Genomic DNA, 26,506 nt, shown 5'->3' on the forward strand with positions numbered 1-26,506 from the left:
GGACCATGATCCACCCAACCTCCTCGACAGCCACGCTGTGAATACCGCGACCCTGTCAGAAAGTTTGAGTCAGTGGACACCCCACCATTCGAACGCTTGTTCGAGGTGATGTCAAGGTAATTACTCGAGTGTGTCGGCTTGTGCGCTTTTCACCGTATAACGCGGGTGGGGGCTTGCGGCAAGGCCGGGGGCATGCCTCAAAATCCTCCCCTACCTTCGATATGGGCCGGATCGAGGCAACAGATCAGGAAATGAGGCACGTGTCCTACGAAGACGAACTGCAGTCCGAGCAGAGCTACCTCGACGGGCTCTACGCGCGACTCGACGCCGAGCGAACGCGCGTCCAGGACCGGTACCGCGCTGCGCTGCGGGAAGACGGCCTGCCGCTCGTGGAGCGCGACGCCGAAGTCCGCGCGCTGGCACGGGAGATGAACCGGCTGAACGTCGCCGACCACGCGCTGTGCTTCGGCCGGTTGGACAGCCTCGACGGCGACCCGTCGTACATCGGCCGCATCGGCCTGTTCGATGCCGACAACGACTACGAGCCTTTGTTGTTGGACTGGCGGGCGCCGGCGGCGCGGGCGTTCTACGTCGCCACCGCCGCCAACCCGGAGAACATGCGCAGGCGCCGCCAATTCCACAGCCTCGGGCGCCGGTTGGTCGACTTCACCGACGAGGTGTTCGGCCGCCCCGGTCGCGGCGCTCGCGGCGACGCAGCGCTGCTGGCGGCGGTCAATGCCCCGCGCGGCGAGGGCATGCGTGACATCGTCGCGACCATTCAGGCCGAACAGGACGAGATCATCCGGCTCGACCATCCCGGCGTCCTGGTGATCGAGGGCGGCCCGGGCACCGGCAAGACCGTGGTGGCGCTGCACCGCGTCGCGTACCTGCTCTACACGCAGCGTGAGCAGATGGAGCGACACGGGGTGCTGGTGGTCGGCCCGAACGCGGCTTTCCTCGACCACATCGGCCGCGTGCTGCCCTCGCTGGGCGAGACGAACGTCGTGTTCATGACCCCCGGCGACCTGGTCCCGGGGCTACAGGTCACGGCCGAGGACGAACCGTACGTGGCGCAGGTGAAAGGCTCGACGGCGATGCTTGACGTGCTCGCCGCCGCGGTGGCCGACAGACAGCGACTGCCGGACGAGCCGATCCGGATCCCGCTGAAGGACGTCACCATGCGCATCGACGCCGAGATCGCCGAGTGGGCCATCGAGGAGGCGCGCGCAAGCGGCCTGCCGCACAACGAGGCCCGCGCGGTGTTCAGCGACATCGTCACGTGGGTCCTCACCGAACGGGCCATCGCGTTGATCGGCCGCGGCTGGCTGACTCGAGAGGACGGCGAGGCGTGGGAGAACATGCGAGCGGATCTGCTTGCCGAACTCACCGAAACCGCGGAGTTCATCGCTGCGCTCGACGACCTCTGGCCGTTGCTGACGCCTGAGTCGCTGCTGGCGGAGTTTTACGAATCCCCGGACCGGTTGCAGGCCGCAGGCGCCGATCCGGCGTTGTACCGCGCCGAGGGCGATGCGTGGACGGTGCCGGACGTCGCCCTGCTCGACGAGTTGTTCGACCTCTTGGGGCGGGCCAAGCTGCCCGACGACGAGGCCGAACGTGACCGCAAGGCCGACGCCGAGTTCGCCGAGGGCGTGCTGGACCTGATGGTCGGCCGCGAGGATCTGATGGACGACGAGGACCAGCTGCTGGCCACCGACCTCCTCTACGCCGAGGATCTGGCCGACCGCTTCGCCGAACGCGACTACCGGGGACTCGCCGAACGTGCTGCTGCGGACCGGGATTGGACCTACCGGCACATCGTGGTCGACGAGGCGCAGGAACTGTCGCAGATGCAGTGGCGGGTGCTGATGCGGCGGTGCCCGAACCGGTCCTTCACGATCGTCGGCGATCTCGCCCAGCGCAGGGCGGCGGCAGGCGCGACGTCGTGGGACAGCGTGCTCGAACCGTATGTGCCTGGCCGCTGGCTGTACCGGCCGCTGTCGGTGAATTACCGCACCCCGGCTGAGATCATGGCTATCGCCGCCGCACTGCTGGAAGAGTTCGCGCCCGGCGTGCAGCCCCCGGAGTCCGTCCGCGCATCCGGGGCACAGCCGTGGGCCAAGCAGGTCGGCGAAGGTGAACTGGCCTCTGCCATCGACGAATTTGGGCAGACCGAGAAGGGAATGCCGGGCACCAGCATCGTGATCGGCCCGCCCGGTGTGCCAGGCACGGTGCCCGCGTCGGAGACGAAGGGACTGGAGTTCGACGCGGTCCTGGTGGTCGAGCCCGAGCGCATCCTCGCCGAGGGACCGCGTGGGGCCGCCGACCTCTACGTCGCGCTGACCCGCGCGACACAGCGCCTCGGCGTGCTGCACTGCGGCCCGTTGCCGCAAGTTCTGAGCGGTCTGCAGGTACCCCATGTGGCCTGATGGCCGCGAAAACCGTTGACAGGAAATCGAATCGAGGAGGGCTTCAGTGCCGGGAGCGAAACCGTACGGGCAGTTGCGGTACAAGCAGATCAACGGAAAGCGAATGGCCTACATCGACGAGGGCCAGGGTGACGCGATCGTATTCCAGCACGGCAACCCGACGTCGTCGTACCTGTGGCGCAACGTGATGCCGCACGTGGAAGGGCTGGGCCGACTGATCGCCTGCGATCTGATCGGGATGGGCGGCTCGGACAAGCTGGACGACTCAGGACCCGACCGCTACCACTACGCCGAACAGCGCGACTATCTGTTCGCCCTGTGGGACGAACTGGATCTCGGCGAGGAGGTGATTCTCGTTCTGCACGACTGGGGTTCGGCGCTCGGCTTCGACTGGGCCAACCGGCACCGGGACCGGGTGGCGGGCATCGCCTACATGGAAGCCGTTGTGATGCCGATCGAGTGGTCAGACTTCCCCGGTCCGATGCGCAGCGTGTTCCAGGGCTTCCGCTCCCCCGACGGCGAGTCGATGGTGTTGGAGCAGAACATGTTTGTCGAGGAGGTGCTGCCTGCGTCCATCAAGCGTCAGCTCACCGACGAGGAGAAGGCGCACTACCGCGAACCGTTCCGCAACGCAGGCGAGGACCGCAGGCCGACGCTGACGTGGCCGCGCAACATCCCCATCGAGGGTGAGCCCGCCGATGTAGTCGCCACCGTCACGGATTACGGCCAATGGCTGTCGCAGTGCGACGTCCCGAAACTCTTCGTCAAGGGTGAACCCGGCGCGTTGATACGGGGCCGCGCTTTGGACTTCGTGCGCGCCTGGCCGAACCAGACCGAGGTGTCCGTGCCGGGCATCCACTTCCTGCAAGAGGACAGCCCCGACGAGATCGGCGCTGCGGTCGCCTCGTTCGTGCGGGCGGTCAGGGCATGACCGTCTTGGTGGTCGGCGCCGGAGCAGGCGGCGGGTACATCGGTGACCGGTTGCTCGCCGCGGGCCGCGACGTCACCTTTCTGGTGCACGCGCACACGCTTGCGCGACTGCGCGAGAGCGGATTACGGCTGCGCCACGGCACCGACATCCGCACCGTCGACGTCAACGCCGTCACCGCCGCCGACCTGAACCGCACATACGACGTGGTCGTCGTCGCGGTGCGCGCCAGCGCCGTCGCATCGGCGATCGACGATGTCCTGCCTGCCGTCGGCCCGGACACCAGAATCGTGCCGATCGTCAACGGCATCGGCCATCTTTCGCTGCTGACCGCGGCGTTCGGCCGTCGTGCGCTTGGCGCGGCGGCCCGGTTGCACGCATCGTTGTCCGCGGACGGCGTCATCGATGTGGTGGCGCCCGGTATCGACATTCAGATCGGTGCGCTCGACGGCGACGACGCGGACGGGCTGAAACGCACCCGGGCCGAACTGGAGGTTCCCGACGTCGCGGTGGCGGTCCGTGACGACATCCGCGGTGCCATGTGGGAGAAGTTCGCGTTCATCATGTCCGCGGCGGTGCTCACCTGCCTGGCAGGTGCCGAGATCGGACCGATTGCCCGGGCCGACGGCGGAATCGGGTTGGCCCGTCGGGTGCTGGCCGAAGTGTCCTCGATCGCGGCGACGGAGGGCCACCCGCTCGCCGAGGAGGTCCTCAACGGTCTGGACACAGTGGTTACGGACCCGTCGTCGAAGTTCGGGCCGTCCATGTTTCGCGACCTGCGGGCCGGCCGCCCGATCGAGACGGGCGTGTTCGCGGATCTCGCCGACCACGCCCGCAGCCATCACCTCGACACGCCGTTGTTGGATGCAGCGATGGTGGTGGTCGACGTGCACAACCGCCGGGTGTCGCCGTAAGCGGCTACCTCACCACTGTCCGAGTTTGCACTGCAGGTTGTACGGGCCGTCCTGCTGCACGACCACCTGGCCGTCGACGGCGATCTCGCAGTGCGGATTCGGCGCGGCCTGTCCGCCGTGCGTGGTGCTGCTGACGGTGAAGATCGCCCACTGCGGGTCGGCGAGCGTGGTTTCGAAGACCCACGGCGCGCCGGGGCCGACGTTCACCGTCTCCTTCTTCACGTAGGAGTACGCGTCGGCGTTGTAGGCGTCCTTGCTCGGCGGCTGAGCCGTCAGATAGAAGAGGTCGAAGTCCGCGGGCCCGCCGGTCGTCAGCGTGTACCGCACCTGGTGTCCGGCCGGCTCAGCACTCGCGATGCCACCACTTACCGCCATCCCGGCGGCCGCCACGAGAAGCGCCGCCCCAACCCTTGTCGCTGTTCGCATGTCCGTCACATCGCGGCACGGTACCGGATCGTTACACGGGCAACCGCGCAGCAACGTCCAACTCGTTAAACGGCAAACGACTTCGGGGCGCACGGACAGGTTAATCCGTTCGTCACACGCAGAAATTCCGCAGAAACACAGGCGGCTTAACGTCCCGATTCGACACCCCTGGGGCGTTCTGCACTTCTGCGCTTCAACCCGACGCTCATCAGCGGATGAGCGCTGCTGACACTTAGAAAGGCTGCCCATGCGACTACCGCGACGCACTTCGTTTAGACGGTCGGCTTTAGCTGCGGGAAGCGTCATCGCTGCGACGAGCTTGTTGCTGTCCGGCTGCGGAAGCAAGGCGACCGAGTCGGACTCGGCAAACGCCGCGTCGTGCGTGGACACGTCGGGGCCGACCATCAAAATCGGCGCGCTCAACTCGTTGTCGGGGACCATGGCGATCTCAGAAGTGACCGTGCGGCATGCGATCGACCTGGCCGTTGAGCAGATCAACGCCGCGGGCGGTGTCTTGGGCAAGCAGATCCAGCTCGTCGGCGAGGACGGCGCCTCGGAGCCGACCGTGTTCGCTGAGAAAGCACAGAAGCTGATCTCCAGCGACTGCGTGGCGGCGGTGTTCGGCGGCTGGACATCGTCGAGCCGCAAGGCGATGCTGCCGGTGTTCGAAAGCTCCAACTCGCTGCTGTACTACCCCGTGCAATACGAGGGTCTCGAGTCGTCGAAGAACATCTTCTACACCGGGGCCACCACCAACCAGCAGATCGTGCCCGCCCTCGACTATCTGAAGGAGAAGGGCATCAAGTCGCTGTATCTGGTCGGCAGCGACTACGTCTTCCCGCAAACCGCCAACCGGATCATCAAGGCCTACGCCGCCGCCAACGGCATCGAGATCAAGGGCGAGGACTACACACCGCTTGGCTCGACGGACTTCTCGACGATCGTCAACAAGGTCCGCGGATCCAACGCCGGGGCGGTGTTCAACACCCTCAACGGCGATTCCAACGTCGCCTTCTTCAAGGAGTACACCAACGCAGGCCTGACGCCGCAGAAGATGCCGGTGGTGTCGGTGTCGATCGCCGAGGAGGAAGTGACCGGCATCGGCGCGAAGAACATCGAAGGCCAGCTGACCGCGTGGGACTACTACCAGACGGTCAACAATCCGGTGAACAAGACGTTCGTCAAGGCGTACAAGGACAAGTACGGCCAGGACAAGCCCACCTCGGACCCGATGGAAGCCGCGTACACCTCGGTCTATCTGTGGAAGAACACCGTCGAGAAGGCGAAGTCGTTTGATGTCAGGGCGATTCAGGATGCATGCGGCGGCGTCACGTTCGACGCCCCTGAGGGCCTGGTGACGATCGACGGCGAAAACCACCACATCACCAAGACCGCACGCATCGGCGAGATACACCCCGACGGCCTGATCTACACGGTCTGGCAGTCGCCGGGCCCGATCAAGCCGGACCCTTACCTCAAGACGTACCCGTGGGCTGCGGGCCTGTCGAGCTGAGATGGAGGTCCTGATCGGACAGCTGGCAACGGGATTGAGCCTCGGCTCGATCCTGTTGTTGGCTGCGTTGGGGTTGTCTCTGACGTTCGGGCAGATGGGCGTCATCAACATGGCGCACGGCGAGTTCATCATGGCGGGCTGCTACACGGCGTACGTGGTGCAACAAGTCGTCTCCAGCGCCGGTCTGTCACTGCTGATTTCGCTCGTGATCGGATTCGTGGTCGGCGGTGCGATGGGCGCGCTGCTCGAAGTCACCCTGATTCGCCGGATGTACGCCAGGCCGCTGGACACACTGTTGGTCACGTTCGGTGTCGGACTGGTCCTGCAGCAGGTGGCCCGTGACATCTTCGGCGCGCCCGCGGTCAATGTCGTTGCGCCAGGGTGGTTGTCGGGCGGTGTCGAGATCCTCGGCGCCGTCGTCCCCAAGAGCCGGATCTTCATCCTGGTGCTCGCGGTGATCTGTGTGGCGGCATTGGCCGCTGTGCTCAAGCTCAGCCCGATGGGGCGGCGAATCAGGGCAGTCGTACAGAACCGCGACCTGGCCGAGACAAGCGGCATCTCGTCCCGAACCACCGATATCACCACCTTTTTCATCGGTTCCGGCCTAGCCGCGGTGGCCGGCGTGGCGTTGACACTGATCGGTTCGACGAGTCCGACCATCGGTCAGAGTTATCTGATCGACGCGTTTCTGGTGGTCGTGGTCGGCGGTCTCGGCCAGATCAAGGGGACGGTCATCGCGGCGTTCGCGCTCGGCTTCTTGAACTCGTTCATCGAATACAACACCACGGCATCGCTGGCCAAGGTGATCGTCTTCGTGATCATCGTGGTCTTTCTGCAGGTGCGCCCCCAGGGCCTATTCACCGTTAGAACAAGGAGTCTCGCGTGAGGATTCTCGGCCGCTGGCAGACCTGGGCCGGATTCGGTATCGCGGCGGTGCTGCTGTTCGCGGTGGCGCCTGCGGTGCTCTCCGAGTTCCGGCTCAGCCTGCTCGGTAAGTTCCTGTGCTTCGCGATCGTCGCGGTCGGCATCGGGCTGGCCTGGGGCCGCGGCGGAATGCTGGTGCTGGGCCAGGGCGTGTTCTTCGGACTCGGCGGCTACATGATGGGGATGCACCTGAAAATCGCCGACGCGCAGTTGCGCGGCACCAGTGTGCCGGACTTCATGCAGATCGCGGGCGTCCGTGCGCTGCCTGCGTATTGGGAGCCGTTCGCCTCCCCCGCGTTCACACTGCTCGCCATCGCGCTGGTGCCGACGGCGATCGCAGCGACGCTGGGTCTGGGTGTGTTCAAGCGTCGGGTCAAGGGCGCCTACTTCGCGATCCTGTCGCAGGCGCTGGCCGCGGCGCTGGCGATCATGCTCGTCGGCCAGACGAGCCTGGGTGGCAGCAACGGCTTGACCAACTTCCGTACCTTCTTCGGATTCGCGCTCAAGGATCCGGCGAACAAGCGGATGCTGTACTTCATCGCGGCGGGTGTGCTGCTGATCGTGATCGCGATCGTGCGTCAATTGATGTACAGCCGCTACGGGGAACTGTTGGTTGCGGTGCGCGATGGTGAAGAGCGGGTGCGGTTCGTCGGGTACGACCCCGCCAACATCAAAGTGGTCGCCTACACCGTCGCCGCCTTCTTCGCCAGCATCGCAGGCGCGCTGTTCGCCCCGATCGTGGGCTTCATGGCGCCTTCGCAGGTCGGCATCCTGCCGTCGATCGTGTTCCTGATCGGCGTCGCGATCGGCGGGCGCACCACGCTGCTCGGCCCCGTGTTGGGCGCCGTCGGTGTGGCGTGGGCGCAAACCCTGTTCTCCGAACGCTTTCCGTCGGAGTGGACCTACGCCCAGGGCTTCCTGTTCATCGTCGTCGTCGGTTTCTTCCCCGCCGGGCTGGCGGGAATCGGTGCGGTGTTCAAACGATGGCGCACAAGCAAACCGACACCATCGCGCGAACCCAAGTCGGTGCCCGGTTCTGACGTCGAACCGGACGCCGAGAAAGTCGAGGCGCGCGCATGACCGGTTCGACGGTGGAACCTGTCGAAGGCGGCAACGTCGGCATGGGCAGCCAGTACCTCGAAGTCAGGGGTCTGACAGTCGATTTCGACGGGTTCAAGGCAGTCAGCGATGTCGACCTGACGCTGTTCCAGGGTGACCTGCGGTTCCTGATCGGTCCCAACGGCGCGGGTAAGACCACCGTCATCGACGCGATCACCGGACTGGTCGCCGCAACCGGGTCGGTGAACAAGTCCGGCGTGGAATTGTTGGGCAAGAAGGTGCACCAGATCGCTCGGGCCGGCGTCGGCCGGACGTTTCAGACGGCAAGCGTCTTCGAGCAGCTGACTGTGCTCCAGAACCTCGACATCGCCGCCGGTGCCGGCCGGTCCGCGTGGACGCTGCTGCGGCGGCGCAAGGGAATACTGCCCGCGATCTCCGAAGCTCTCGACATCACCGGGCTGACGGATCTGGCGGAAAAGCCTGCGGGAGTGTTGGCGCACGGCCAGAAGCAGTGGCTGGAGATCGGCATGCTGCTGGTGCAGAACGCCGACGTGCTGCTGCTCGACGAGCCCGTCGCTGGCATGAGCCACGAAGAGCGCGAAGAGACCGGCAACCTGTTGCGCCGCATCGGCGGTGAACGAACCGTCGTCGTCGTCGAGCACGATATGGACTTCATGCGGGCATTCGCGACGTCGGTGACCGTGCTGGCCCGCGGACAGGTGATCGCCGAAGGATCGGTGGCTGATGTACAGGCCGACCCGAAGGTTCAGGAGGTCTACTTGGGCACGGCGGCCGCAGGCACAGAAGGGATTTCGTGATGCTTCAGCTTGGGGACGTGCGCAGCGGCTACGGCCGTTCGGAGGTCATCCACGGGGTCAGCCTCGAGGTGCCCGCCGAAGGCGTTGCCGCGGTGATGGGCCACAACGGTGCAGGCAAGACAACACTGTTACGGGCGGCCGTCGGCCTGTTGAAATGCACTGCGGGCAAAGTATTTTTCGACGGCGACGACATCACGAAACTGCGGCCGAGCGCGCGGGTGGCCCGTGGGTTGGCGTATGTGCCCCAGGGCCAGCAGTCGTTCGGTCAGTTGACGACCGCCGAGAACCTCCAAGTCGTCGCTGACGGACGCAGGAACGGTAAGCAACTGATCGACGAGCAACTCGACCTGTTCCCCGCCCTCAAGGAGTTGCTGACCCGACGGGCCGGACTGCTCTCCGGCGGCCAGCGGCAGCAGTTGGCGATCGCGCGGGCGTTGATCACCAGCCCCCGATGCCTGATCCTCGACGAGCCGACCGAAGGCATCCAACCGTCCGTGGTGGTCGAAATCGAAGCGGCGATCACCGAGTTGACGAAGCGCGGCGACCTGGGAGTGCTGCTGGTCGAGCAGCACATCGGCTTCGCCCTCAAGTCCTCGCAGCGCTACTACATCCTGGAATCAGGCCGTGTCACGTCCTCGGGCACAGGAGGCTCGTCGTCGGAGGCCGACGTCCGCGCCGCGATGGCGATCTGACGTCTGCTCTCACAGCTGCACGAAAAGCCGGGCGGTCATGTCCCGATACCGCTGCATGAGTTGCGCGTCAGCCTGTCGGTCACCGCGGAAACGTGCCAACGCCGCACGGGATCGCAGGAGCGCCAACTCGTACAGCACGAACCCGGGATCGACCGGGCACGCTGCCAAGTCGTCGACGACCGCCTGCGCCTCCTGCAGATCACGCCCGGTGCCTCGTTGCAGCAAGGAATCGACAAGCACCACCGTGGCCGGGCCACGAAAAAGCACCTCGCCGCACTCGACGAGGTGCGCAGTCGTTGCCCTGGCGATCTCGATCGACGCGTCCAATTCTGCTGCGCGCGCTTTGCATTCGGCGAGTTGAACATCGGCCATGGTCGCCGTGAGCAGGTCGCCGTGCCGCCATGCCTGCTGTCGGCCCTTGACGAGGAGATCCATCCCTGCGGAGTCAGCCGCATTCAGCCGCACGAGCATGATGCCGTGAGTGACTCGCGCCCACGCCAGACTCACGTCGTCGCCGGCGCGTTCGGCTGCCCGCAGCGTTTCGTCGGTGTCCGCCAGTAACGCCGCGTCAGCCGCCAGGACACCATTCAGGACGGCCGAGACGTAACCACCGGCAACGACGGCGGCCCGCGTGACGCCCTGTACCTCGCGCGCCATGGCGACCCCGGCTCGCAGATGCTCGTGCCAGCCAGGCTCCCCGAGGCTGCAACGGGCGAGACCACGCAGGGTGAGCGCCCACGCCAACGGCGATTCGAAGAAGAAGTTGCCGAGCGTGGCGTTACCGTCCGCAACGTCAATGGCGCGCTCAAACAAGGCGAGCGCCTGCGTGATTCGACCCGCTATGAACATGCCATGGCTCGCGGTGTTCATCAGCAGGATCAACGCGGGATCCCCCGTCGACTCGAGCACGCGAATGTAGTCCGGCGCGAGCGAGACCAGTTCGCGAAGCCGGTGGTTGAGCGTCATCGCGACGAGGAGTCCCGACGTGCCCATCACCATCGACATCAAATCGCCTGCGTTACCAGTTAATTCACGTAATTCGTCGAACCCGCTGGCGTCGACGGCTTTACCGCCTGCGCGCCACGCATAGCCGCACAGCAGCGTGCGCGGGGCGATCCTCATCGGCACGGTGTCCGCTGCGTCGTCCGGCAATCTGTCCGCGATTTCGCGTGCCCGTTGCCAACTGGCCCGCGCAGCGCCGATGTCACGGTTCGTCAGCCACGCCCCGGCCCGCATGTGCCAACCGAACGCCGCGCCCAATTCGCCTGCGGCTTCCAGGTGGGATGCGATCAGCGCGGCATTCTCGTCGGTAGCCGACGGCTGATGTTGTTGGATCGCCTCTGCGACCTGCCGATGCAGTTCCGACCGGTCCACGATCAATTGCGATTCGTAGGCGACGGCGCGTATCAGCGGATGACGGAAGGCGTACTCGTCTCGCCCAAAAGCGGTCACCGGGTCGACGAGTTCGGCCTCGACCAACTCCGCGAGCGCGGCGTCGGGATCGACGATGGCGAGCAGGCCGGCGTCGAATCGCGACCCGATCACCGCCGCCGCGTGCAACGTTCGTTTGGCTGCCGCTCTGACGCGGTCGATGCGCGCGGCGATGGTCGCCTGGACGGTGGCAGGCACACTGATGTCGGCGGCGGCGTCCACCCGGCAGACGTACGCGCCGCGGTTGCCGCTGAGAACGCCGCGTTCGGCCAGATCGCGCACGATCTCCTCGGCGAAGAACGGATTCCCGGCCGACCGGTCCCCCACCTGGGCAGCCAGCGGAGCCACCGACGGGTCGTCGCCCAACAATTCAGCCGTCAGCAGCGAGACATCCTCACCATCGAGCGGAAGCAGACGGATCGTGCGCTCACCGGGCGTCCGAGCCAGGACGCCGCGGTATTCCGGCCGATGAGTGAGCAACGCAAGTGAACGAGTCTGCGCGAGGACCGAGAAGAGCGCCTCGATCAACGACTCGCTCACGTCGTCGATCCAATGGGCGTCCTCGATCAGATAGATGGTCGGCGTCGCGCGGGCCAGCGCGGCGGATCTCACCACCCGCCGCAGTCGCCGTCGACGCGCGTCTGCATCGAGTTCGGCAGCCCTGGCATCTGGATCCCCGATGCCCAGCAGGTCTTCGAGCAGCAGCAGATCGTCGCCCTCGGCATCGGGCAACAACGTTCTGATGCGGGTCCGCGCCTGATCCGGCGCAACCCCGCCGATACCGAACAGCCCCCGCAGCAGACCGGTCGCAGCGTGAAACGCGATACCGCGGGCATGGGATTGACAGAACGTCGAGAACACGGGCACGCCGCGCGCGGTGGCCGCCGCGACCGTCTCGCGAGCCAGCCTGCTCTTCCCGACACCGGCAGGCCCGACGATCCGGAGAACTCCACCGGCGCCGGTGATCGCCTTGTACAGAATTGCGGTCGTTTTGGCGATCTCGTGACTGCGGCCCACCAGCGGCACTTCAGCAACGGCCGCCTGGCCGTGGTGCAGCGTGATCTCGCGCAGCCGGTGCGCGGGCAGCGGTTCCTCTCGGCCTTTGACGTGCACCAGTTGTTGCGCGTCCAACGTCGCGCCGTGTTGCACCAGGCGTGCGCTGGACTGGCTGAGCATAACGGCGCCGGGCGGGGCCACCGACTCCATCCGCTGTGCGATCCCCACCTGTTCGCCGACCGCGGTGTAGCCCACAGGAGTCGCGCCGAGTTGTCCGGCGATCACCGCTCCGGAGTTCAGTCCGATGCGCAAACTCAGGTCGACTCCGTCGCGCCGCTTCACCTCGTCGGCGAGATCCTTCACCTCGTCCTGAATGGCGAGCGCGGTCAGACAGGCCCGAAACGCGTGGTCTTCCAACGCTACTGGCGCCCCGAACAGCGCCATGATGCCGTCGCCGGTGAACTTGTCGGTGGTTCCGCCGTAGCGATCCACGATGCGTGAGGAGCGGTCGACGAGGGTGGCCATGATCTCGCGGAGCCGCTCGGCGCCGACCGCAGCCGCGATGTCCATCGAGTGCACCACGTCGGCGAACAGCACGGTGACTTGCTTGTACTCGGCGGGTTCGACGGCGGTCGACGTCGGCGTGCCGCACGCGTCGCAGAATTTCGCGTCCGCCCGCAAGTCCCTGTGGCATGCAGTGCAGGCCACCTGAGATGTCTTCACGCCAGTACCGCCGATCCGGGGCCCCCAAACCCCGATCTTCCACAGGATAGGGCGCTGCCGACGCCTCCGTAGGCGGTATTCGCATCCCCGACCTGCGGCGATACCCGCAATTTTATGACTTGCCTCACAGTAGTGAACGGATTGCGAGGTCGACGCGTTTGGGGGGTAATGACCCAACTCAGCCGCCGTTCGGTCCTCCTCGGCATCGGCGCGGTCGGCGCGTTCTTAGCTGTTGACCTGGGCGCGATCGCGTATGCCAACAAGTGGATCGGTCCACAGGGTTCGTTGACTCGCGAGACCTTCATGGAAGGTTTCCGCAAGGTGTTCGGCCTGCATCCGGGCTTCCGGCGAAATCATGCCAAGGGCGTCGTCGTCAGTGGCCATTTCGACAGCAACGGCAGCGGACGCGAACTGTCGAAGGCGGCCGTTTTCGGGCGCGGCCAAACGCCGGTGATCGGGCGGTTCTCGCTCAGTGGCGGCAATCCGATGATGGCGGATGCGCCGGGCGCAGCCCGCGGTCTTGGGCTGGCGTTCACCTTCCCGGATGCCACCCAGTGGCGGATGGCGTTGCTGAATCTTCCGGTTTTTCTTGACAATTCACCGCAAGGCTTCTACGACCGGTTGTTGGCATCGAAGAACGACCCGGCAACCGGGAAGCCCGATCCGGCGGTGATGGCCGCCTTCAACAAGGCGCATCCGGAGACGGTTGCCGCCATGGCGATCGTCAAACAACATCCGCCGACCACTGGTTTCGCCGACAGCACCTTCGGTAGCCTCGTCACGTTCTTCTTCGTCGACGACAGCGGTAAGCGCACGCCGGTGCGGTGGGCGTTCGTTCCGATGCAGGCGGCGCTGCCGCCGCACCCGGGTACCACCAACTCGCTGTTCGACGCGCTCGTCCGGCAGCTGAAAAGCGGGCCGCTGCAATGGCGGCTGATACTGACGGTCGGCCAGCCGAATGATCCAGTCAACGACGCCACGCTGCCGTGGCCGAGTGATCGTCGCACCATCGATGCGGGAGTGCTGACCGTGACCAAAGTCGAGACGGAGGCAGCGGGCAACGCACGCGACGTCAACTTCGACCCCCTGGTGCTGCCGGATGGGATCGAGCCGTCGGACGATCCGCTGCTGAGCGCGCGGTCCGCGGTGTACGCGGCGTCGTACCGCGCACGTGCCGGTGAGCCGAAGTCGAAGTCCGCCGTTCAGGTCGACGAGGTCGCACCGTGACCGCCCCGGCGCGTTACCCGCTGCGTACGCGGATCTTGCACTGGCTCACCGCGCTGCTGGTCTTCGCCATGCTGCTGATCGGGTTCGTCATGGTCAACGCCATCGGCGCCTACGCGGCGCTGCGCGCCATTCACATGACCCTCGGCATCATCGTCCTCGTCATCGTCGTCGCCCGGGTCGCGAACAGGTTCACTCACCGCCCACCGAAACTGCCAGACACCGTCGGCTGGTTCGAGCACAAGCTGGTGGTCGGCTCCGAGTTGATGCTGTACGCGCTGTTGCTGGCGCAGCCGCTCGTCGGATGGGCGATGGTGTCGGCGACCGGCAAGCCGATCGAGGTGTTCGGGTCGCTGCACCTGCCCCGGATCGCCCCGTTCGACGCCAACCTCTATTTCATTCTCCGGCAGACACATTCGCTGCTGGCGTATCTGTTGGTGGTGATGATCGCCGCACACGTCAGCGCGGTGCTGCTGCACACCCTGACGCTGCGCGACGGCATGCTGTCGCGGATGGCGTTCGCACTTCGCCGCGAGGACACTCGACCCAACTCTGCGAATTTGCCCACACCCGCCGTCGAGGGCATGCACGCTGCAATACGTGAGCACACCACAGCCACCGCAAACGCTGGCCGACACGGGCGGTCTCGTCGTAACGGATGACGGCCGCCGGGTACTCGTCTTCGATCGCTGCACGGGCGCGCTGACCACACTGGCGTTCGTGCTCGGCGTGCTGACGGTCGTGGTCTGCGGCTTCGGGGTCGTCGCACTGGTCTCGGGTGAGCCGTCGAGCGCACTCGGCGCGGCGTTTCTGGCTGGCGGCGTCGTCTTCGCGGCAGTGACCTACGCGGTGGTCAGCAGGATCCGCCGCCGCCGCAAGCAGCCGCTTCACGAGTGCCGCCCGGTCGCGGTCATCGACCGTAAGCTCGGCATCTTCAGCTACGGCGGTGGCGCGGTGGTGCCGTTGGATCAGGTGCACTTCGCGCGCAAGATGCAAATCGGTTCCAGTTCACCGAAACTCGTTGCGATGACGCCGGGTGGCACACACGTGCTCAAGCGCGGCAACCCGTTCGACGGCGGCATCGGCAACGTCGACGACGTGCTGGCCTCGGCCGTGCGGCAAGGCTGAATCCGCGTCATCCGCGAGCGACCGCGTTTGCACGCTGTGTGACGGCGTGTCGGCGTACAGACGCGGTCACTCGCCGGAGAGAGATCAGGCGCGGCTGAGGCGTGAAAGCACTTCGGAGAGCACGGCGTCGACGGAGACGTCGACCTGCTCACCCGTCGCGAGGTTCTTCACCCCGATGGTGCCCGCCTCGATATCGCGGTCGCCGGCGACCAACGCGATGGACGCACCGGATCGGTCGGCGGCGCGCATCGCACCTTTGACGCCCCGGTCGCCGTAGGCCAGGTCGACGCGAACCCCGGCCGCCCGCAGCCGCGCCGCCAGCACACCGAGGGTGAGCTTGGCCGCGTCCCCCAACGGCACCCCGAACACGTCGACTCGCGACGTCCCGCCGACCGTCTTGCCCTCCGCCTTGAGCGCCAACAACGTCCGGTCGACGCCGAGACCAAACCCGATGCCGGACAGATCTTTTCCGCCGAGCTGGCGCATCAGCCCGTCGTAGCGGCCGCCGCCGCCGATGCCGGACTGCGCCCCGAGGCCGTCGTGCACGAACTCGAACGTCGTCTTGGTGTAGTAGTCCAGCCCGCGCACCATTCGCGGGTTGATCACATACGGCACACCCAACGCGTCGAGGTGCGCGAGCACCGTGTCGAAGTGCTGTTTGGCGACATCGGACAGGTGGTCCAGCATCACTGGGGCGTCCGCGGTCATCTCGCGCATCGCGGGTCGCTTGTCGTCGAGCACCCGCAGCGGGTTGATCTCGGCGCGCCGCCGCGTTTCGTCGTCGAGGTCGAGCTTGAACAAGAAGTCCTGCAACAGTTCCCGATACTGCGGCCGGCAGGTGTCGTCGCCAAGCGACGTGATCTCCAGCCGGAAGCCGTCGAGGCCCAACGAGCGGAAGCCCGCGTCGGCGGTGGCGATCACCTCGGCGTCCAGCGCGGGATCGTCGACGCCGATCGCCTCGACACCGACCTGCTGCAGCTGGCGGTAGCGCCCGGCCTGTGGACGCTCGTAGCGGAAGAACGGCCCGGCGTAGCACAGCTTCACCGGCAACGGGCCGCGGTCGAGGCCGTGCTCGATCACCGCGCGCATCACCCCTGCGGTGCCCTCCGGTCGCAGCGTCACCGACCGATCGCCGCGGTCGGCGAACGTGTACATCTCCTTGGACACCACGTCGGTGGACTCCCCGACGCCGCGGGCGAACAGCGCGGTGTCTTCGAAGATCGGCAGTTCGATGTCGCCGTAGCCCGCGCGCCGCGCGGCGTCGAGCAGGCCGTCGCGCACACCCACGAACTGGGCCGAATCGGGCGGCAGGTAATCCGGGACGCCTTTGGGCGCCTGAAAGTCGGTCACTGGGTAAGGCCTTCGAGGAATGGATTGGTGCGGCGTTCGAAGCCGATCGTGGTCTTGTCGCCGTGTCCCGGTAGTACCACGGTGTCGTCGTCGAGCACCAACAGTTTTGTCATGATCGAGCCGAGCAGATCGCGGCCGCTGCCGCCAGGTAGATCCGTGCGGCCCACCGACTGGCGGAACAGGGTGTCGCCGCTGAACACCACCGAACCCGGGCCCGGCCCGATGTTGGAGTTGACGCGGAACACCACGGAGCCGCGGGTGTGTCCCGGGGTGTGGTCGACGGTCACCGTCACATCACCCACATCTACCTTCTCTTCGCCGACGGCACCTCCCTGGCACAGTTCAACGACCTGTTTGGGTTCGCGGAACAGCGCACCGAACGCGAGTTGGGCCAGTCGGGGGCCGAAGTCCTTGATCGGGTCGGTCAGCATGAACCGGTCCTCGGGGTGGATGTAGGCGGGGCAGCCGTACATGTCGGCCACCTTCTGCGCCGACCAGATGTGGTCGATGTGGCCGTGGGTCAACATCACCGCCGCGGGTGTGAGGCGGTGCTCGTCGAGGATCTGCTGCAGCCGCCCCATGGCCCGCTGCCCGGGGTCGACGATGATCGCGTCGGCGCCGGCGCGTTTGGCCAGCACGTAGCAATTGCACGCCAACATGCCTGCCGGGAAGCCGGTGATCAACACGGCGTCCAGTGTCCCATTTCCTGTTCACGCGGGTCGCGACCCCCGCATTCAGCAATTGCTGGCACACTCGTTGCCGACCGAGCAGATGACGAGGAGGACACCGGCGGTGCCGACCAACGAACAACGGCGGGCAACAGCGAAGCGCAAGCTCGAGCGTCAACTCGAGCGCCGAGCCGCGAGGGAACGCAGGCGCCGCCTCTACGCGATCGTCGGGTCGGTGGTCGCGGCGATCGTCGTGATCGGCGCCGTCGTGGCAACCGTCGTCATCACCAAGAAGGACTCCGACAGCAAGACCGCGTCGGCGGCGACGACCACCTCGGCCGCGCCCACCAGCGCCGCACCGTCGGCGCCGGGCGATCTGCCCGCCTTCGTCGCGCCGGCGGACCTCGGCGCCAACTGCCAGTACCCGGCCACCCAGGACAAGGCGAGCAAGCCGAACAAGCCGCCGCGCGCCGGCAAGGTCCCGACCGACCCGGCGCAGGTGAGCGCCAGCATGGCGACCAACCAGGGCAACCTCGGGCTGCAGTTGGACAACGCGAAGTCGCCGTGCACCGTCAACAGCTTCGCCAGCCTGGCGCAGCAGGGCTACTTCAACGACACGCCGTGCCACCGGCTGACCACCTCCCCGGGTCTGGCCGTGCTGCAGTGCGGCGACCCGACGGGGCAGGGCACAGGCGGCCCCGGCTACCAGTTCGGGAACGAGTACCCGACCAACCAGTTCCAGCCCGACGATCCCAAGCTGCAGCAGCCGGTGAAGTATCCGCGGGGCACCCTGGCGATGGCCAACGCCGGTCCCGGCACCAACGGCAGCCAGTTCTTCCTGGTCTACAAGGACTCGGAGCTGCCGCCGAATTACACGGTGTTCGGCACCATCGACCAGACCGGGCTGGCGACGCTCGACAAGATCGCCGCGGCAGGCACCGCCGACGGCGGCCAGGACGGCAAACCGAAGGACGACGTGACGATCAAGTCGATCCAGCTGGACTGACACCGCGGCATGACCAGTCCGCCACCGTACGGGTACTACGGCTATCCCCCGCCGCGGCCGACCAACGGGCTGGCCATCGCATCACTGGTTTGCGCGTTCCTCTTCGCACCGCTCGGCGTGGTCTTCGGCCACATCTCGCTGTCGCAGATCCGCAGGACCGGTGAAGAGGGCCGCGGGCTTGCCGTCGCGGGGCTGGTGATCGGGTACCTGATCACGGCGCTCACCGTGCTGGTGGTGGTGCTGAGTGCGATCTTCATCGTCCGCGTCTCGCGGGAACTCGAGTCGTTGGACGGGCTCACCGGCGACTATCCCGGCATCACGGCGGCTCCGTCGCCTGCGGTGAGCAACCTACCGCCGTTCGACCCGCCGAAGACGCTGGGCTCCAACTGCCAGTACCCGGCGACGACCGAACCGGCGAGCAAACCGGTCAAGCCGCCCCAAAACGGGCGCATCCCAAGGGATCCCGCGACAATGCGGACCACCGTCATCACCACACAGGGCACCATCGGCCTGACTCTGGACAACAGCAAGACGCCGTGCACGGTGCACAACTTCGCCAGCCTGGCGAGGCAGGGGTTCTTCGACAACACCGCATGCCATCGGTTGACCACGTCGGCTGCGCTGGGTGTGCTGCAGTGCGGCGATCCGACCGGCAGCGGTACGGGTGGGCCCGGGTACCGGTTTCCCAACGAGTACCCGACGAACCAGTACCGACTGGCCGATCCTGCGCTGAAGGCGCCGCTGCGCTATCCGCGCGGCACGCTGGCGATGGCCAACTCAGGGCCGGGCACCAACGGCAGCCAATTCCTTTTGGTGTACCAGGATTCTCAATTGCCACCGACCTACACGGTGTTCGGCACCATCGACAACGCAGGATTGGCGACGCTGGAGAAGGTCGCCGCGGCGGGCGTTGCGGACGGAAGCCAGGACGGCAGGCCGGTTGCCGACGTGACGATCAAATCAGCCCAAATCGGCTGACGCTCAGTCCCGCTTCGACTGGATGTTGAACAGCACGTCCTCCCCGTCGACCTTCGTCACTTCGACATGCGCCGTGTAGTTCCCGTCGGGCCCGGTGAAGTGGCAGTCGAATTTCTCCCCCACCTCGGCGGCGACGTCCGATGGGCACTTCGTGTCGGTCGGCTTGAATCCGGTGTGCTTCGAGACGAAGTCGTTGACCGTCTCGGCGGCCCTATCGGGCTTGATCGTCGAACCACACCCGGCTAACACCAACGCCAGCGAAGCAAACGAAACAACCAAAGCAGCGCGCATCGCCGCAGTATCGCAGACAAAGCAAACGGTCGTCGGCTATGCGGCAGAAGTGACCCGGTAGACGTCGTACACACCCTCCACATTGCGCACCACGTTGAGCACGTGGCCGAGATGCTTCGGGTCGCCCATCTCAAAAGTGAACCGGCTGATGGCGACGCGGTCGTTGGACGTCGTCACCGAGGCGGACAAGATGTTGACCTTCTCGTCGGCCAGCACCCGCGTCACATCGGACAACAGCCGGTGCCGGTCGAGCGCCTCCACCTGGATGGCCACCAGGAACACCGACGACGGCGACGGCGCCCACTGCACGTCGATGATCCGCTCCGACTGTTGTTGCAGCGACGCCGCATTCGTGCAGTCGGTGCGGTGGACGCTGACGCCCCCACCGCGGGTGACGAAGCCCATGATGTTGTCGCCGGGCACCGGTGTGCAGCACTTGGCCAGCTTCGTCAGCACCCCGGGCGCACCCGGCACGGCCACACCGACGTCGTCGTTGGTGCGCTGCCGCACCGGCATGGTCGCCGGTGTGGAGCGTTCGGCGAGCTCGTCGGCGGCCTCGTCGTCGCCGCCGAGCTGGGCCACCAGCCGCTGCACGACGTGCCGAGCGGAGACGTGTCCCTCGCCCACCGCGGTGTACAGCGCCGACACGTCGGTGTAGCGCAGTTCGCGGGCCAGCGCGGCCATCGACTCGGCATTCATCAAGCGCTGCAACGGAAGTCCGCTGCGCCGCACCTCACGGGCGATCGCGTCCTTACCGGACTCCAGCGCCTCCTCGCGGCGTTCCTTGGCGAACCACTGCCGGATCTTGGCCTTCGCGCGAGGCGACACCACGAACGTCTGCCAGTCCCGTGAGGGTCCCGCGTTCGGCGCCTTCGACGTGAAAACCTCGACCACTTCCCCGTTTTCGAGCTTGCGCTCCAGCGCGACCAGCCTGCCGTTGACCCTGGCGCCGATGCACCGGTGGCCGACCTCGGTGTGCACCGCGTACGCGAAGTCGACCGGGGTCGACCCGGCGGGCAAGGTGATCAGATCGCCCTTCGGGGTGAACACGAAGATCTCCTGCACCGCAAGGTCGTAGCGCAGCGCCTCGAGGAACTCACCGGGGTCGGCGGCTTCCCGCTGCCAGTCGAGCAGTTGACGCATCCACGCCATGTCGTCGATCTCGGCGGCGGCGTGGGGATGAGGCGCGTTGCGCCCCTTGGTCTCCTTGTAGCGCCAGTGCGCGGCGATGCCGTACTCGGCAGTGTTGTGCATGTCCTTGGTGCGGATCTGCACCTCCAGCGGCTTGCCTTCCGGACCCACCACAGTGGTGTGCAGCGACTGGTAGACCCCGAATCGGGGTTGCGCGATGTAGTCCTTGAACCGTCCGGGCATCGGCTGCCACAGCGAATGCACTACGCCCACAGCGGCGTAACAGTCGCGGATCTCGTCGCACAGAATGCGCACGCCGACTAGATCGTGGATGTCGTCGAAGTCGCGGCCCTTGACGATCATCTTCTGGTAGATCGACCAGTAGTGCTTGGGCCTGCCCTCCACGGTCGCGTTGATCTTCGACGCGGTGAGCGTGTTGACGATCTCGTCGCGCACCTTGGCCAGGTAGGTGTCACGCGAGGGCGCCCGGTCGGCGACCAACCGGACGATCTCCTCGTACTTCTTGGGGTGCAGGATCGCGAACGACAGGTCCTCGAGCTCCCACTTGACCGTCGCCATGCCCAGCCGATGCGCCAGCGGCGCAATCACTTCCAGCGTTTCGCGGGCTTTGCGCGCCTGCTTCTCCGGAGGCAGGAAACGCATGGTGCGCATGTTGTGCAACCGGTCGGCGACCTTGATCACCAGGACGCGGCCGTCACGGGCCATCGCGATGATCATCTTGCGGATGGTTTCGGCGTCGGCCGCGGTGCCCAGCGCCACCTTGTCCAGCTTGGTGACGCCGTCGACGAGATGCGCGACCTCCTCGCCGAAGTCGGCGGTCAGCTGTTCCATCGTGTAGCCGGTGTCCTCGACCGTGTCGTGCAGCAAGGCGGCGACCAGGGTCGTGGTGTCCATGCCCAACTCGGCGAGAATGTTCGCGACAGCCAGGGGATGCGTGATGTACGGATCTCCGGAGCGCCGCAGCTGGTCGGCGTGCCGCTGCTCGGCCACCTCATAAGCCTTCTGCAGCAACGCCAGATTGGCTTTCGGGACGAAACTCTTGTGCACGGCGACCAGCGGCTCCAGCACCGGGTTGACGGCGCTGCGCTGGGCGGTCATCCGGCGGGCGAGCCTGGCCCGTACCCGCCGCGACGCGCTGGTCGAGGTCTTTGGTGGCTCGTGCTCCTCGCGTCCGCGGGAGATCTCGATCGGCTGCGTCTCGGGTAACGACGCTGCAGGAGGCGATTGCACGGCTTGACCCGTACCGGGATCGTCAGCCATGGTCACCTCCCATATCGAGTCAGACTTCGAGGATAGCCCTCAGACCGTGTGCAAGCTGCTGACCGGCAGCGGTTTGAGCAGGTCGCGACCCCCGAGCGCGGCCAGCTCCAAAACCACCGCGGCACATGTCACGTTCGCGCCCGCGCTGCGCAGCAGCTTGGCAGTGGCGGCCACAGTGCCTCCGGTAGCCAAAACGTCGTCGATGATCGCGATGTTCCGGCCTGCCAGTTCGATGCCCTCCGCGGGCACCTCCAGCGTGGCGGTGCCGTACTCGAGGTTGTAGGTCTCGCCGATCACCGGCGGCGGCAGCTTGCCGCCCTTGCGGACCGCCAGCACCCCGATGCCGAGCTTGATGGCGACGGCGCCGCCGAGCAGGAAGCCGCGGGCGTCCACCCCGGCCACCAGGTCGGCACCGTGTGCGACGGCCGCCAGCGCATCCGACACCGCGTCCAGCCCCCGCGCGTCCGCCAGCACCGGCGTGAGGTCCTTGAACTGGATGCCCGGCTCCGGAAAGTCGGGTACCTCGCGGGTCAGCGACGCGACCAACTCGGAGATCTCCGTCATGACCCCAACGCCCAACGGTCCATGTTCCACCCCGCGCCCCACCGAGTCGGATTGCTGCTCACCGCATACATCTTCTTCGACGTCAGCAGCGTGCGCTGCTGGCGGTACAGCGGCAGCGTCGGCATGTCACCCCACAGAATCGAGCCGCCCTCACCCAGCAGTCGGGCGACTTCTTTCGGGTCGGATGTGACAGCGATCGACGCGATGATGGCGTCGATGCGCTCGTTGCTGTACCCAGACAGGTTGTTGCCGTTTCCGGTGTGCAGATCGTAGGCGTCCATCGCCGAGGAACCCGACGAGCCGCTGCCCGCGGCGCCGCCGGTGCTGGCGATCAACACGTCGATTTTGTTGTCCCGCAAGCTGGTTGGGCCGATGCCGTCGGCCGCCGCGTCCTGCACGGTGATGCCCGCCGGCCCGCACGCCTTGGCGATCGCACCCACCGTAGCGGCCAGTCGGGCGTTGGGGCTCTGGTATCCGATGCGCACGGTCAGCGGTTGATTGGCCAGCGCGGCGCGGGCGGCGTCGGGGTTGGCGACCGCGAACTGTCCGGACTCCACCGCGCCCTCGGCGGAACTGAACGCGTCCTCGGATGCGGGGTTGAGTCGCGAATTGGCGATCGGCACCGAGGCGTTCTTGGCGATCACGTCGCGCGGCGTGCACAGCGCGAGCGCCCGACGCGCAGGCACCGCGGCCAGTGGGCCCTGCGGAGCGAAGATGAGCTGTTCGATGCCCGCCGACGGCGTGTCCGTGCGCACATAGTCGTCGGGCAGGTTCAGCGTCCCCGACGAGCCCGCAGCCACGTCGACGACGTCGTAGGCGCCCTGATTGACTTTGTCCTGGATGTCGGCGCCGCGCGGCCAAACGGTGATCTTGTTGGTGACGGCTTTAGCGCCCCACCACTTGTCGTTGGCAACCAGGACGACGGAGCCGTCCTTGTTGACCGAGTCGATCTTGTAGGGGCCCGACGACGGGAAACGCTTGGCGTCGAACGCGTCGGGGCTCAGGTTCCAGGTGCTGTTCCACACCTGTGCGATCCGCTCGACCGTCGGGCCGTCATTGTTCAGGACGGCGGTGGTGACTCCCCCGTCGCCAAGACCCAGTTCGTCGGCGATCACGTGTGACGGCATCATCGACGTCGCGTCGAACAACTGGCCGTAGTCGACGAAACCGCGGTCCTGGGCGAACGTCACGCGCGCCTTCTTCTGGCCGGGCGCGCAGTCGACCTTCGCGATGTCGCTGTAGCCGGCACGGTTGGCGGCGTCGAATCCTGGCAGTCGCCCGGATTGCGACGCCCACGCCAACACCATGTCGTCGCAGGTGATCGGTTTGCCGTCGGAATAGACCGCGTTGGCGTTGATCTCGTAGTCGAGTACGAGTGGGGTGCGGCCGACCACGGAGATGGTGCCGAAATCGTGGTCGCCGATGATCTGGCCGTCGGGGCCGTGGTAGTTGAAACCCGTCAGCACCCGCGCGAAGGCTTGCGGCCCACCAGAGGCGGCGCCTGCGACGGTGTTGGTGTTGTAGGTGACCAACATGCCGTCGACGGCATACTCGATGCTGCCGGCGGTGCTACTGCCGCAGCCCGACAGGCCCAACCCCCCAGCCAACGACAGCGCGGCCGCCGCGATGACGCTTCGGCTCCGGACCGTCATCGGCTAGCGCCCGCGGGTGCTTCGCTTACCCGACGGGCGCCCGGTTCGGCTCGCGGTCGGCCGGACAGGCTTCGATCCAGGTGCAGGCTTCTCCGGCGCCGGCTTGGCGGCTACCGCCGCCACCTCCTCCGGTGCGCTGTCGGTCACCTCTTCGGTGGCCCTGGTCGGCTTGCGCCTGTTGAGCACCCGCCGGGTGTGGGTGCGCACGAGATCGGTGCGCTCGCGCAGAGACACCAACAGCGGCGTGGCGAAGAAGATCGACGAGTACGTACCGACGATCACGCCGACCAACTGCACCAGCGCCAGGTCCTTGAGCGTGCCGACGCCCAGCAGCCACACCGCGACGACCATCAGCGCCGCGATCGGCAGCACCGAGATCAGGCTGGTGTTGATCGACCGCATGAACGTCTGGTTGACCGCGAGGTTGGCCTGTTCGGCGAAGGTGCGGCGGGCGGTGTGCTCGAATCCGTGGGTGTTCTCCTCGACCTTGTCGAACACGATGACCGTGTCGTAGAGCGAGAAGCCGAGGATGGTCAGCAGACCGATGACCGTGGCCGGGGTGACTTCGAATCCGACGATCGAGTACACACCCGCGGTGACCACCAGGTCGAACACCAGCGTCGCCAGTGCCGACACCGCCATGTAACGCTCGTAGCGCACGGTGATGTAGGCGGCCGCCAGCACCAGGAAGACCACCAACGCGATCAGTGCCTTCTTGGTGATCTGACCGCCCCAGGTCTCCGAAACGTCGGACTGGCTGATCGCCTGCTTGCTGGGCTTGCCGTCGGATCCCTTGGGCTGCAACGCATCGAATAACGCCGTGCCGAGCTTTTCGGTCTCTTCGTTGCTCAGCTTCTCCGAGCGGACCTGCAAGGTGGCCGACGGCCCGTTGCCGACGACCACGACCGACTCCGGGCTCTTGCCCAGGGTCTTGCTGAACACGTCTTCGACCTGCTGCACGGTGATCGTGCCGTTGGCACCCGCCGTGGGCATCGACACCTTGGTGCCGCCCTCGAAGTCGATGCCGAACGTGAAGCCGCGCAGCACCATGCTCGCGATGCAGACCGCGAGGATCAGGCCGCTGATCGCGTACCACAGCTTGCGGCGCCCGATTACCTCGAACGCTCCGGTGCCGGTGTAGAGCCGGACGAAGAACCCGTGTTTGGGCGAATCGGCTGCGGCGGCTTCGAGATCGAGTGCCTCGACCGCGGCGGAATCGGTCACTTCCGACGAATGTTTGGACGCCATCACTTATCCCGTCCCGTCGCGTGTGCTGCCGCCCGGCGTTCGCGTGCGATCTGCTGCACTGCGCCCAGCCCGTTGAGCGACGGCTTGGCCAGTGTCGGCGACTTCGATGCCAGGTACACCAGCGGCCAGGTCACCAGGAACACCACGACGACGTCGAGAATCGTCGTCAGGCCCAAGGTGAACGCGAAGCCCTTCACCTGACCGACCGCAAGGACATAGAGCACCACCGCGGCCAACAGCGTCACCGCGTTGCCGGACAGAATCGTCTTACGGGCCCTGGCCCAACCGCGTGGCACCGCCGAGCGGAACGAACGCCCCTCCCGTATCTCGTCTTTGATGCGTTCGAAGAACACCACGAACGAGTCGGCCGTGGTGCCGATACCGATGATCAAACCCGCGATACCGGCCAGGTCGAGTGTGTAGTTGATGTATCTGCCGAGCAACACCAGGATCGCGAAAACCATTGCGCCGGAGGCGACGAGCGACAGCGCGGTCAGCAGACCGAGCACCCGGTAGTACAGCAGCGCATACACCAGCACCAGTGCGAGGCCGATCGCGCCTGCGATCAGGCCCGCCCGCAGTGAGGTCAAACCCAGTGTCGCCGAGACGGTTTCGGCTTCCGACGACTCGAACGACAGCGGCAGCGAACCGTATTTCAGGACGTTGGCCAGTTGACGCGCCGAGTCGGCGGTGAATTGACCGGTGATCTGGGTGCGTCCGCCGGGTATGGCCTCCTGGATCTGGGGCGCGCTGACCACCTTGGAGTCCAACACGAACGCGGTTTGGGTGCCGACGTTGGCGGCGGTGAAGTCGGCCCAGATCTTCGACGCCTCGTCGTTGAACTCGACCGTGACGACGTACTCGCCGCGCTGCTGGTCGAGTCCCGAGTCGGCGTTCTTGATCTGCTCACCCTTGATGATCGCCTTGTCCAGCAGATAGACCTCTTTGCCGTCCTGCGAGCAGGTCACCAACGGCAGGTTCGGGTCGTCGTTACCGGCCAGCACGTCCTCTTGGTCACAGCGGGTGGCCTGGAACTGCAGCGCCAAAATCTGGATCTGCTGATCGGTGCTCTGCCGCAACTGCTTTTCGTCGGCGATGCGCTGCGCGAGCGTCTGGTTCTGCGGCGGGGTCGGGG

General features: G+C 66.3%; 23 protein-coding genes. 13 read left to right on the forward strand and 10 right to left on the reverse strand.

Features of this window, described 5'->3' with window-relative positions:
• Positions 1-251 precede the first annotated feature (251 nt).
• Genes helR through A5724_RS05320 form a run of 3 tightly spaced genes read left to right on the forward strand, consistent with a single transcriptional unit; the run spans position 252 to position 4,268 of the window.
• A complete protein-coding gene (helR, locus tag A5724_RS05310) occupies positions 252-2,426 on the forward strand; it encodes an RNA polymerase recycling motor ATPase HelR (protein ID WP_156752144.1) in 2,175 nt (724 codons plus the stop codon).
• Between the two features lie 46 nt (positions 2,427-2,472).
• Positions 2,473-3,357: a haloalkane dehalogenase gene (locus A5724_RS05315; protein ID WP_067797374.1), complete on the forward strand. Its 885-nt coding sequence runs from the start codon at positions 2,473-2,475 to the stop codon at positions 3,355-3,357.
• Positions 3,354-4,268, forward strand: coding sequence for a ketopantoate reductase family protein (locus tag A5724_RS05320; RefSeq protein WP_067797376.1), 915 nt, complete (start codon positions 3,354-3,356; stop codon positions 4,266-4,268). The genes A5724_RS05315 and A5724_RS05320 overlap by 4 nt, the downstream gene beginning before the upstream one ends.
• 9 nt (positions 4,269-4,277) lie before the next feature.
• On the opposite strand, the gene A5724_RS05325 is transcribed toward A5724_RS05320, so the two are convergent.
• Positions 4,278-4,694, reverse strand: coding sequence for a hypothetical protein (locus A5724_RS05325; protein WP_156752145.1), 417 nt, complete (start codon positions 4,692-4,694; stop codon positions 4,278-4,280).
• Positions 4,695-4,941: 247 nt separating this feature from the next.
• Here A5724_RS05325 and urtA point away from each other — a divergent pair, with 247 nt between their 5' ends.
• Genes urtA through urtE form a run of 5 tightly spaced genes read left to right on the forward strand, consistent with a single transcriptional unit; the run spans position 4,942 to position 9,700 of the window.
• Positions 4,942-6,207 (forward strand): urea ABC transporter substrate-binding protein, encoded by a 1,266-nt coding sequence (urtA, locus tag A5724_RS05330; RefSeq protein WP_067797381.1) that lies wholly within the window; start codon positions 4,942-4,944, stop codon positions 6,205-6,207.
• Position 6,208: 1 nt separating this feature from the next.
• Entirely contained in the window at positions 6,209-7,093 is an 885-nt protein-coding gene (gene urtB / locus A5724_RS05335; RefSeq protein WP_067797383.1) for an urea ABC transporter permease subunit UrtB, read from the forward strand.
• A complete protein-coding gene (gene urtC, locus A5724_RS05340) occupies positions 7,090-8,211 on the forward strand; it encodes an urea ABC transporter permease subunit UrtC (protein WP_067797386.1) in 1,122 nt (373 codons plus the stop codon). Before urtB ends, urtC begins: the two co-directional genes overlap by 4 nt.
• Complete coding sequence (urtD, locus tag A5724_RS05345; RefSeq protein WP_067797387.1) at positions 8,208-9,008, forward strand: urea ABC transporter ATP-binding protein UrtD; 801 nt, start codon at positions 8,208-8,210, stop codon at positions 9,006-9,008. The genes urtC and urtD overlap by 4 nt, the downstream gene beginning before the upstream one ends.
• Positions 9,008-9,700 (forward strand): urea ABC transporter ATP-binding subunit UrtE, encoded by a 693-nt coding sequence (urtE, locus tag A5724_RS05350; RefSeq protein ID WP_067797389.1) that lies wholly within the window; start codon positions 9,008-9,010, stop codon positions 9,698-9,700. Before urtD ends, urtE begins: the two co-directional genes overlap by 1 nt.
• A gap of 9 nt (positions 9,701-9,709) precedes the next feature.
• On the opposite strand, the gene A5724_RS05355 is transcribed toward urtE, so the two are convergent.
• On the reverse strand, positions 9,710-12,850 hold the full coding sequence (locus tag A5724_RS05355) for an adenylate/guanylate cyclase domain-containing protein (protein ID WP_232004712.1): 3,141 nt from the start codon (positions 12,848-12,850) through the stop codon (positions 9,710-9,712).
• A gap of 168 nt (positions 12,851-13,018) precedes the next feature.
• Between A5724_RS05355 and A5724_RS05360 the strand changes: the two genes are divergently transcribed.
• The 3 genes from A5724_RS05360 to A5724_RS34120 are packed head-to-tail and all read left to right on the forward strand — an operon-like array spanning position 13,019 to position 15,202.
• A complete protein-coding gene (locus A5724_RS05360) occupies positions 13,019-14,077 on the forward strand; it encodes a catalase family peroxidase (RefSeq protein WP_067797395.1) in 1,059 nt (352 codons plus the stop codon).
• Positions 14,074-14,736 (forward strand): cytochrome b, encoded by a 663-nt coding sequence (locus A5724_RS05365; RefSeq protein ID WP_082964874.1) that lies wholly within the window; start codon positions 14,074-14,076, stop codon positions 14,734-14,736. Before A5724_RS05360 ends, A5724_RS05365 begins: the two co-directional genes overlap by 4 nt.
• Positions 14,675-15,202 (forward strand): hypothetical protein, encoded by a 528-nt coding sequence (locus A5724_RS34120; protein WP_197518561.1) that lies wholly within the window; start codon positions 14,675-14,677, stop codon positions 15,200-15,202. Before A5724_RS05365 ends, A5724_RS34120 begins: the two co-directional genes overlap by 62 nt.
• Positions 15,203-15,286: 84 nt before the next feature.
• Here A5724_RS34120 and hisS read toward each other — a convergent pair whose 3' ends face one another.
• Together hisS and A5724_RS05380 are read right to left on the reverse strand one after the other, a co-directional pair.
• Entirely contained in the window at positions 15,287-16,552 is a 1,266-nt protein-coding gene (gene hisS, locus A5724_RS05375) for a histidine--tRNA ligase (protein ID WP_067797399.1), read from the reverse strand.
• Positions 16,549-17,238, reverse strand: a complete 690-nt coding sequence (locus tag A5724_RS05380) for an MBL fold metallo-hydrolase (RefSeq protein WP_067797401.1) — start codon at positions 17,236-17,238, stop codon at positions 16,549-16,551. Before A5724_RS05380 ends, hisS begins: the two co-directional genes overlap by 4 nt.
• Before the next feature lie 106 nt (positions 17,239-17,344).
• Between A5724_RS05380 and A5724_RS05385 the strand changes: the two genes are divergently transcribed.
• Both A5724_RS05385 and A5724_RS05390 read left to right on the forward strand, forming a co-directional pair.
• The gene (locus A5724_RS05385; RefSeq protein WP_067797425.1) at positions 17,345-18,226 is read left to right on the forward strand and encodes a peptidylprolyl isomerase; all 882 of its coding nucleotides are present in this window, start codon (positions 17,345-17,347) and stop codon (positions 18,224-18,226) included.
• Between the two features lie 9 nt (positions 18,227-18,235).
• Entirely contained in the window at positions 18,236-19,204 is a 969-nt protein-coding gene (locus tag A5724_RS05390; protein WP_067797404.1) for a peptidylprolyl isomerase, read from the forward strand.
• Positions 19,205-19,207: 3 nt separating this feature from the next.
• On the opposite strand, the gene A5724_RS05395 is transcribed toward A5724_RS05390, so the two are convergent.
• The 6 genes from A5724_RS05395 to secD all read right to left on the reverse strand — a co-directional run.
• A complete protein-coding gene (locus tag A5724_RS05395; protein ID WP_067797406.1) occupies positions 19,208-19,495 on the reverse strand; it encodes a DUF4333 domain-containing protein in 288 nt (95 codons plus the stop codon).
• A gap of 36 nt (positions 19,496-19,531) precedes the next feature.
• Complete coding sequence (locus A5724_RS05400) at positions 19,532-21,907, reverse strand: bifunctional (p)ppGpp synthetase/guanosine-3',5'-bis(diphosphate) 3'-pyrophosphohydrolase (RefSeq protein WP_067797410.1); 2,376 nt, start codon at positions 21,905-21,907, stop codon at positions 19,532-19,534.
• Positions 21,908-21,946: 39 nt separating this feature from the next.
• Positions 21,947-22,471 carry an adenine phosphoribosyltransferase gene (locus A5724_RS05405; protein WP_067797412.1) on the reverse strand — a complete coding sequence of 175 codons (525 nt, stop codon included), beginning with the start codon at positions 22,469-22,471 and terminating at the stop codon, positions 21,947-21,949.
• Complete coding sequence (locus tag A5724_RS05410; RefSeq protein WP_067797414.1) at positions 22,468-24,123, reverse strand: ABC transporter substrate-binding protein; 1,656 nt, start codon at positions 24,121-24,123, stop codon at positions 22,468-22,470. The genes A5724_RS05405 and A5724_RS05410 overlap by 4 nt, the downstream gene beginning before the upstream one ends.
• A 3-nt stretch (positions 24,124-24,126) precedes the next feature.
• Positions 24,127-25,371, reverse strand: a complete 1,245-nt coding sequence (gene secF, locus A5724_RS05415; RefSeq protein ID WP_067797416.1) for a protein translocase subunit SecF — start codon at positions 25,369-25,371, stop codon at positions 24,127-24,129.
• Positions 25,371-26,506, reverse strand: a 1,136-nt coding sequence (secD, locus tag A5724_RS05420; protein ID WP_067797419.1) for a protein translocase subunit SecD, incomplete at its 5' end; no start/stop codon positions are given. The genes secF and secD, both read right to left, overlap by 1 nt.

The sequence above is a fragment of the Mycobacterium sp. ACS1612 genome, from assembly GCF_001667505.1.
Lineage (GTDB): Bacteria > Actinomycetota > Actinomycetes > Mycobacteriales > Mycobacteriaceae > Mycobacterium.

Coding starts and splice junctions, on each gene's coding strand:
- urtD (WP_067797387.1), top strand. CDS start 8,208: ATGACCGGTTCGACGGTGGAACCTGTCGAAGGCGGCAACGTCGGCATG.
- A5724_RS05325 (WP_156752145.1), bottom strand. CDS start 4,694: ATGCGAACAGCGACAAGGGTTGGGGCGGCGCTTCTCGTGGCGGCCGCC.
- urtA (WP_067797381.1), top strand. CDS start 4,942: ATGCGACTACCGCGACGCACTTCGTTTAGACGGTCGGCTTTAGCTGCG.
- A5724_RS05390 (WP_067797404.1), top strand. CDS start 18,236: ATGACCAGTCCGCCACCGTACGGGTACTACGGCTATCCCCCGCCGCGG.
- A5724_RS05360 (WP_067797395.1), top strand. CDS start 13,019: ATGACCCAACTCAGCCGCCGTTCGGTCCTCCTCGGCATCGGCGCGGTC.
- A5724_RS05410 (WP_067797414.1), bottom strand. CDS start 24,123: ATGACGGTCCGGAGCCGAAGCGTCATCGCGGCGGCCGCGCTGTCGTTG.
- secF (WP_067797416.1), bottom strand. CDS start 25,371: ATGGCGTCCAAACATTCGTCGGAAGTGACCGATTCCGCCGCGGTCGAG.
- A5724_RS05400 (WP_067797410.1), bottom strand. CDS start 21,907: ATGGCTGACGATCCCGGTACGGGTCAAGCCGTGCAATCGCCTCCTGCA.
- A5724_RS05405 (WP_067797412.1), bottom strand. CDS start 22,471: ATGACGGAGATCTCCGAGTTGGTCGCGTCGCTGACCCGCGAGGTACCC.
- urtB (WP_067797383.1), top strand. CDS start 6,209: ATGGAGGTCCTGATCGGACAGCTGGCAACGGGATTGAGCCTCGGCTCG.
- urtE (WP_067797389.1), top strand. CDS start 9,008: ATGCTTCAGCTTGGGGACGTGCGCAGCGGCTACGGCCGTTCGGAGGTC.
- helR (WP_156752144.1), top strand. CDS start 252: ATGAGGCACGTGTCCTACGAAGACGAACTGCAGTCCGAGCAGAGCTAC.
- A5724_RS05320 (WP_067797376.1), top strand. CDS start 3,354: ATGACCGTCTTGGTGGTCGGCGCCGGAGCAGGCGGCGGGTACATCGGT.
- A5724_RS05395 (WP_067797406.1), bottom strand. CDS start 19,495: ATGCGCGCTGCTTTGGTTGTTTCGTTTGCTTCGCTGGCGTTGGTGTTA.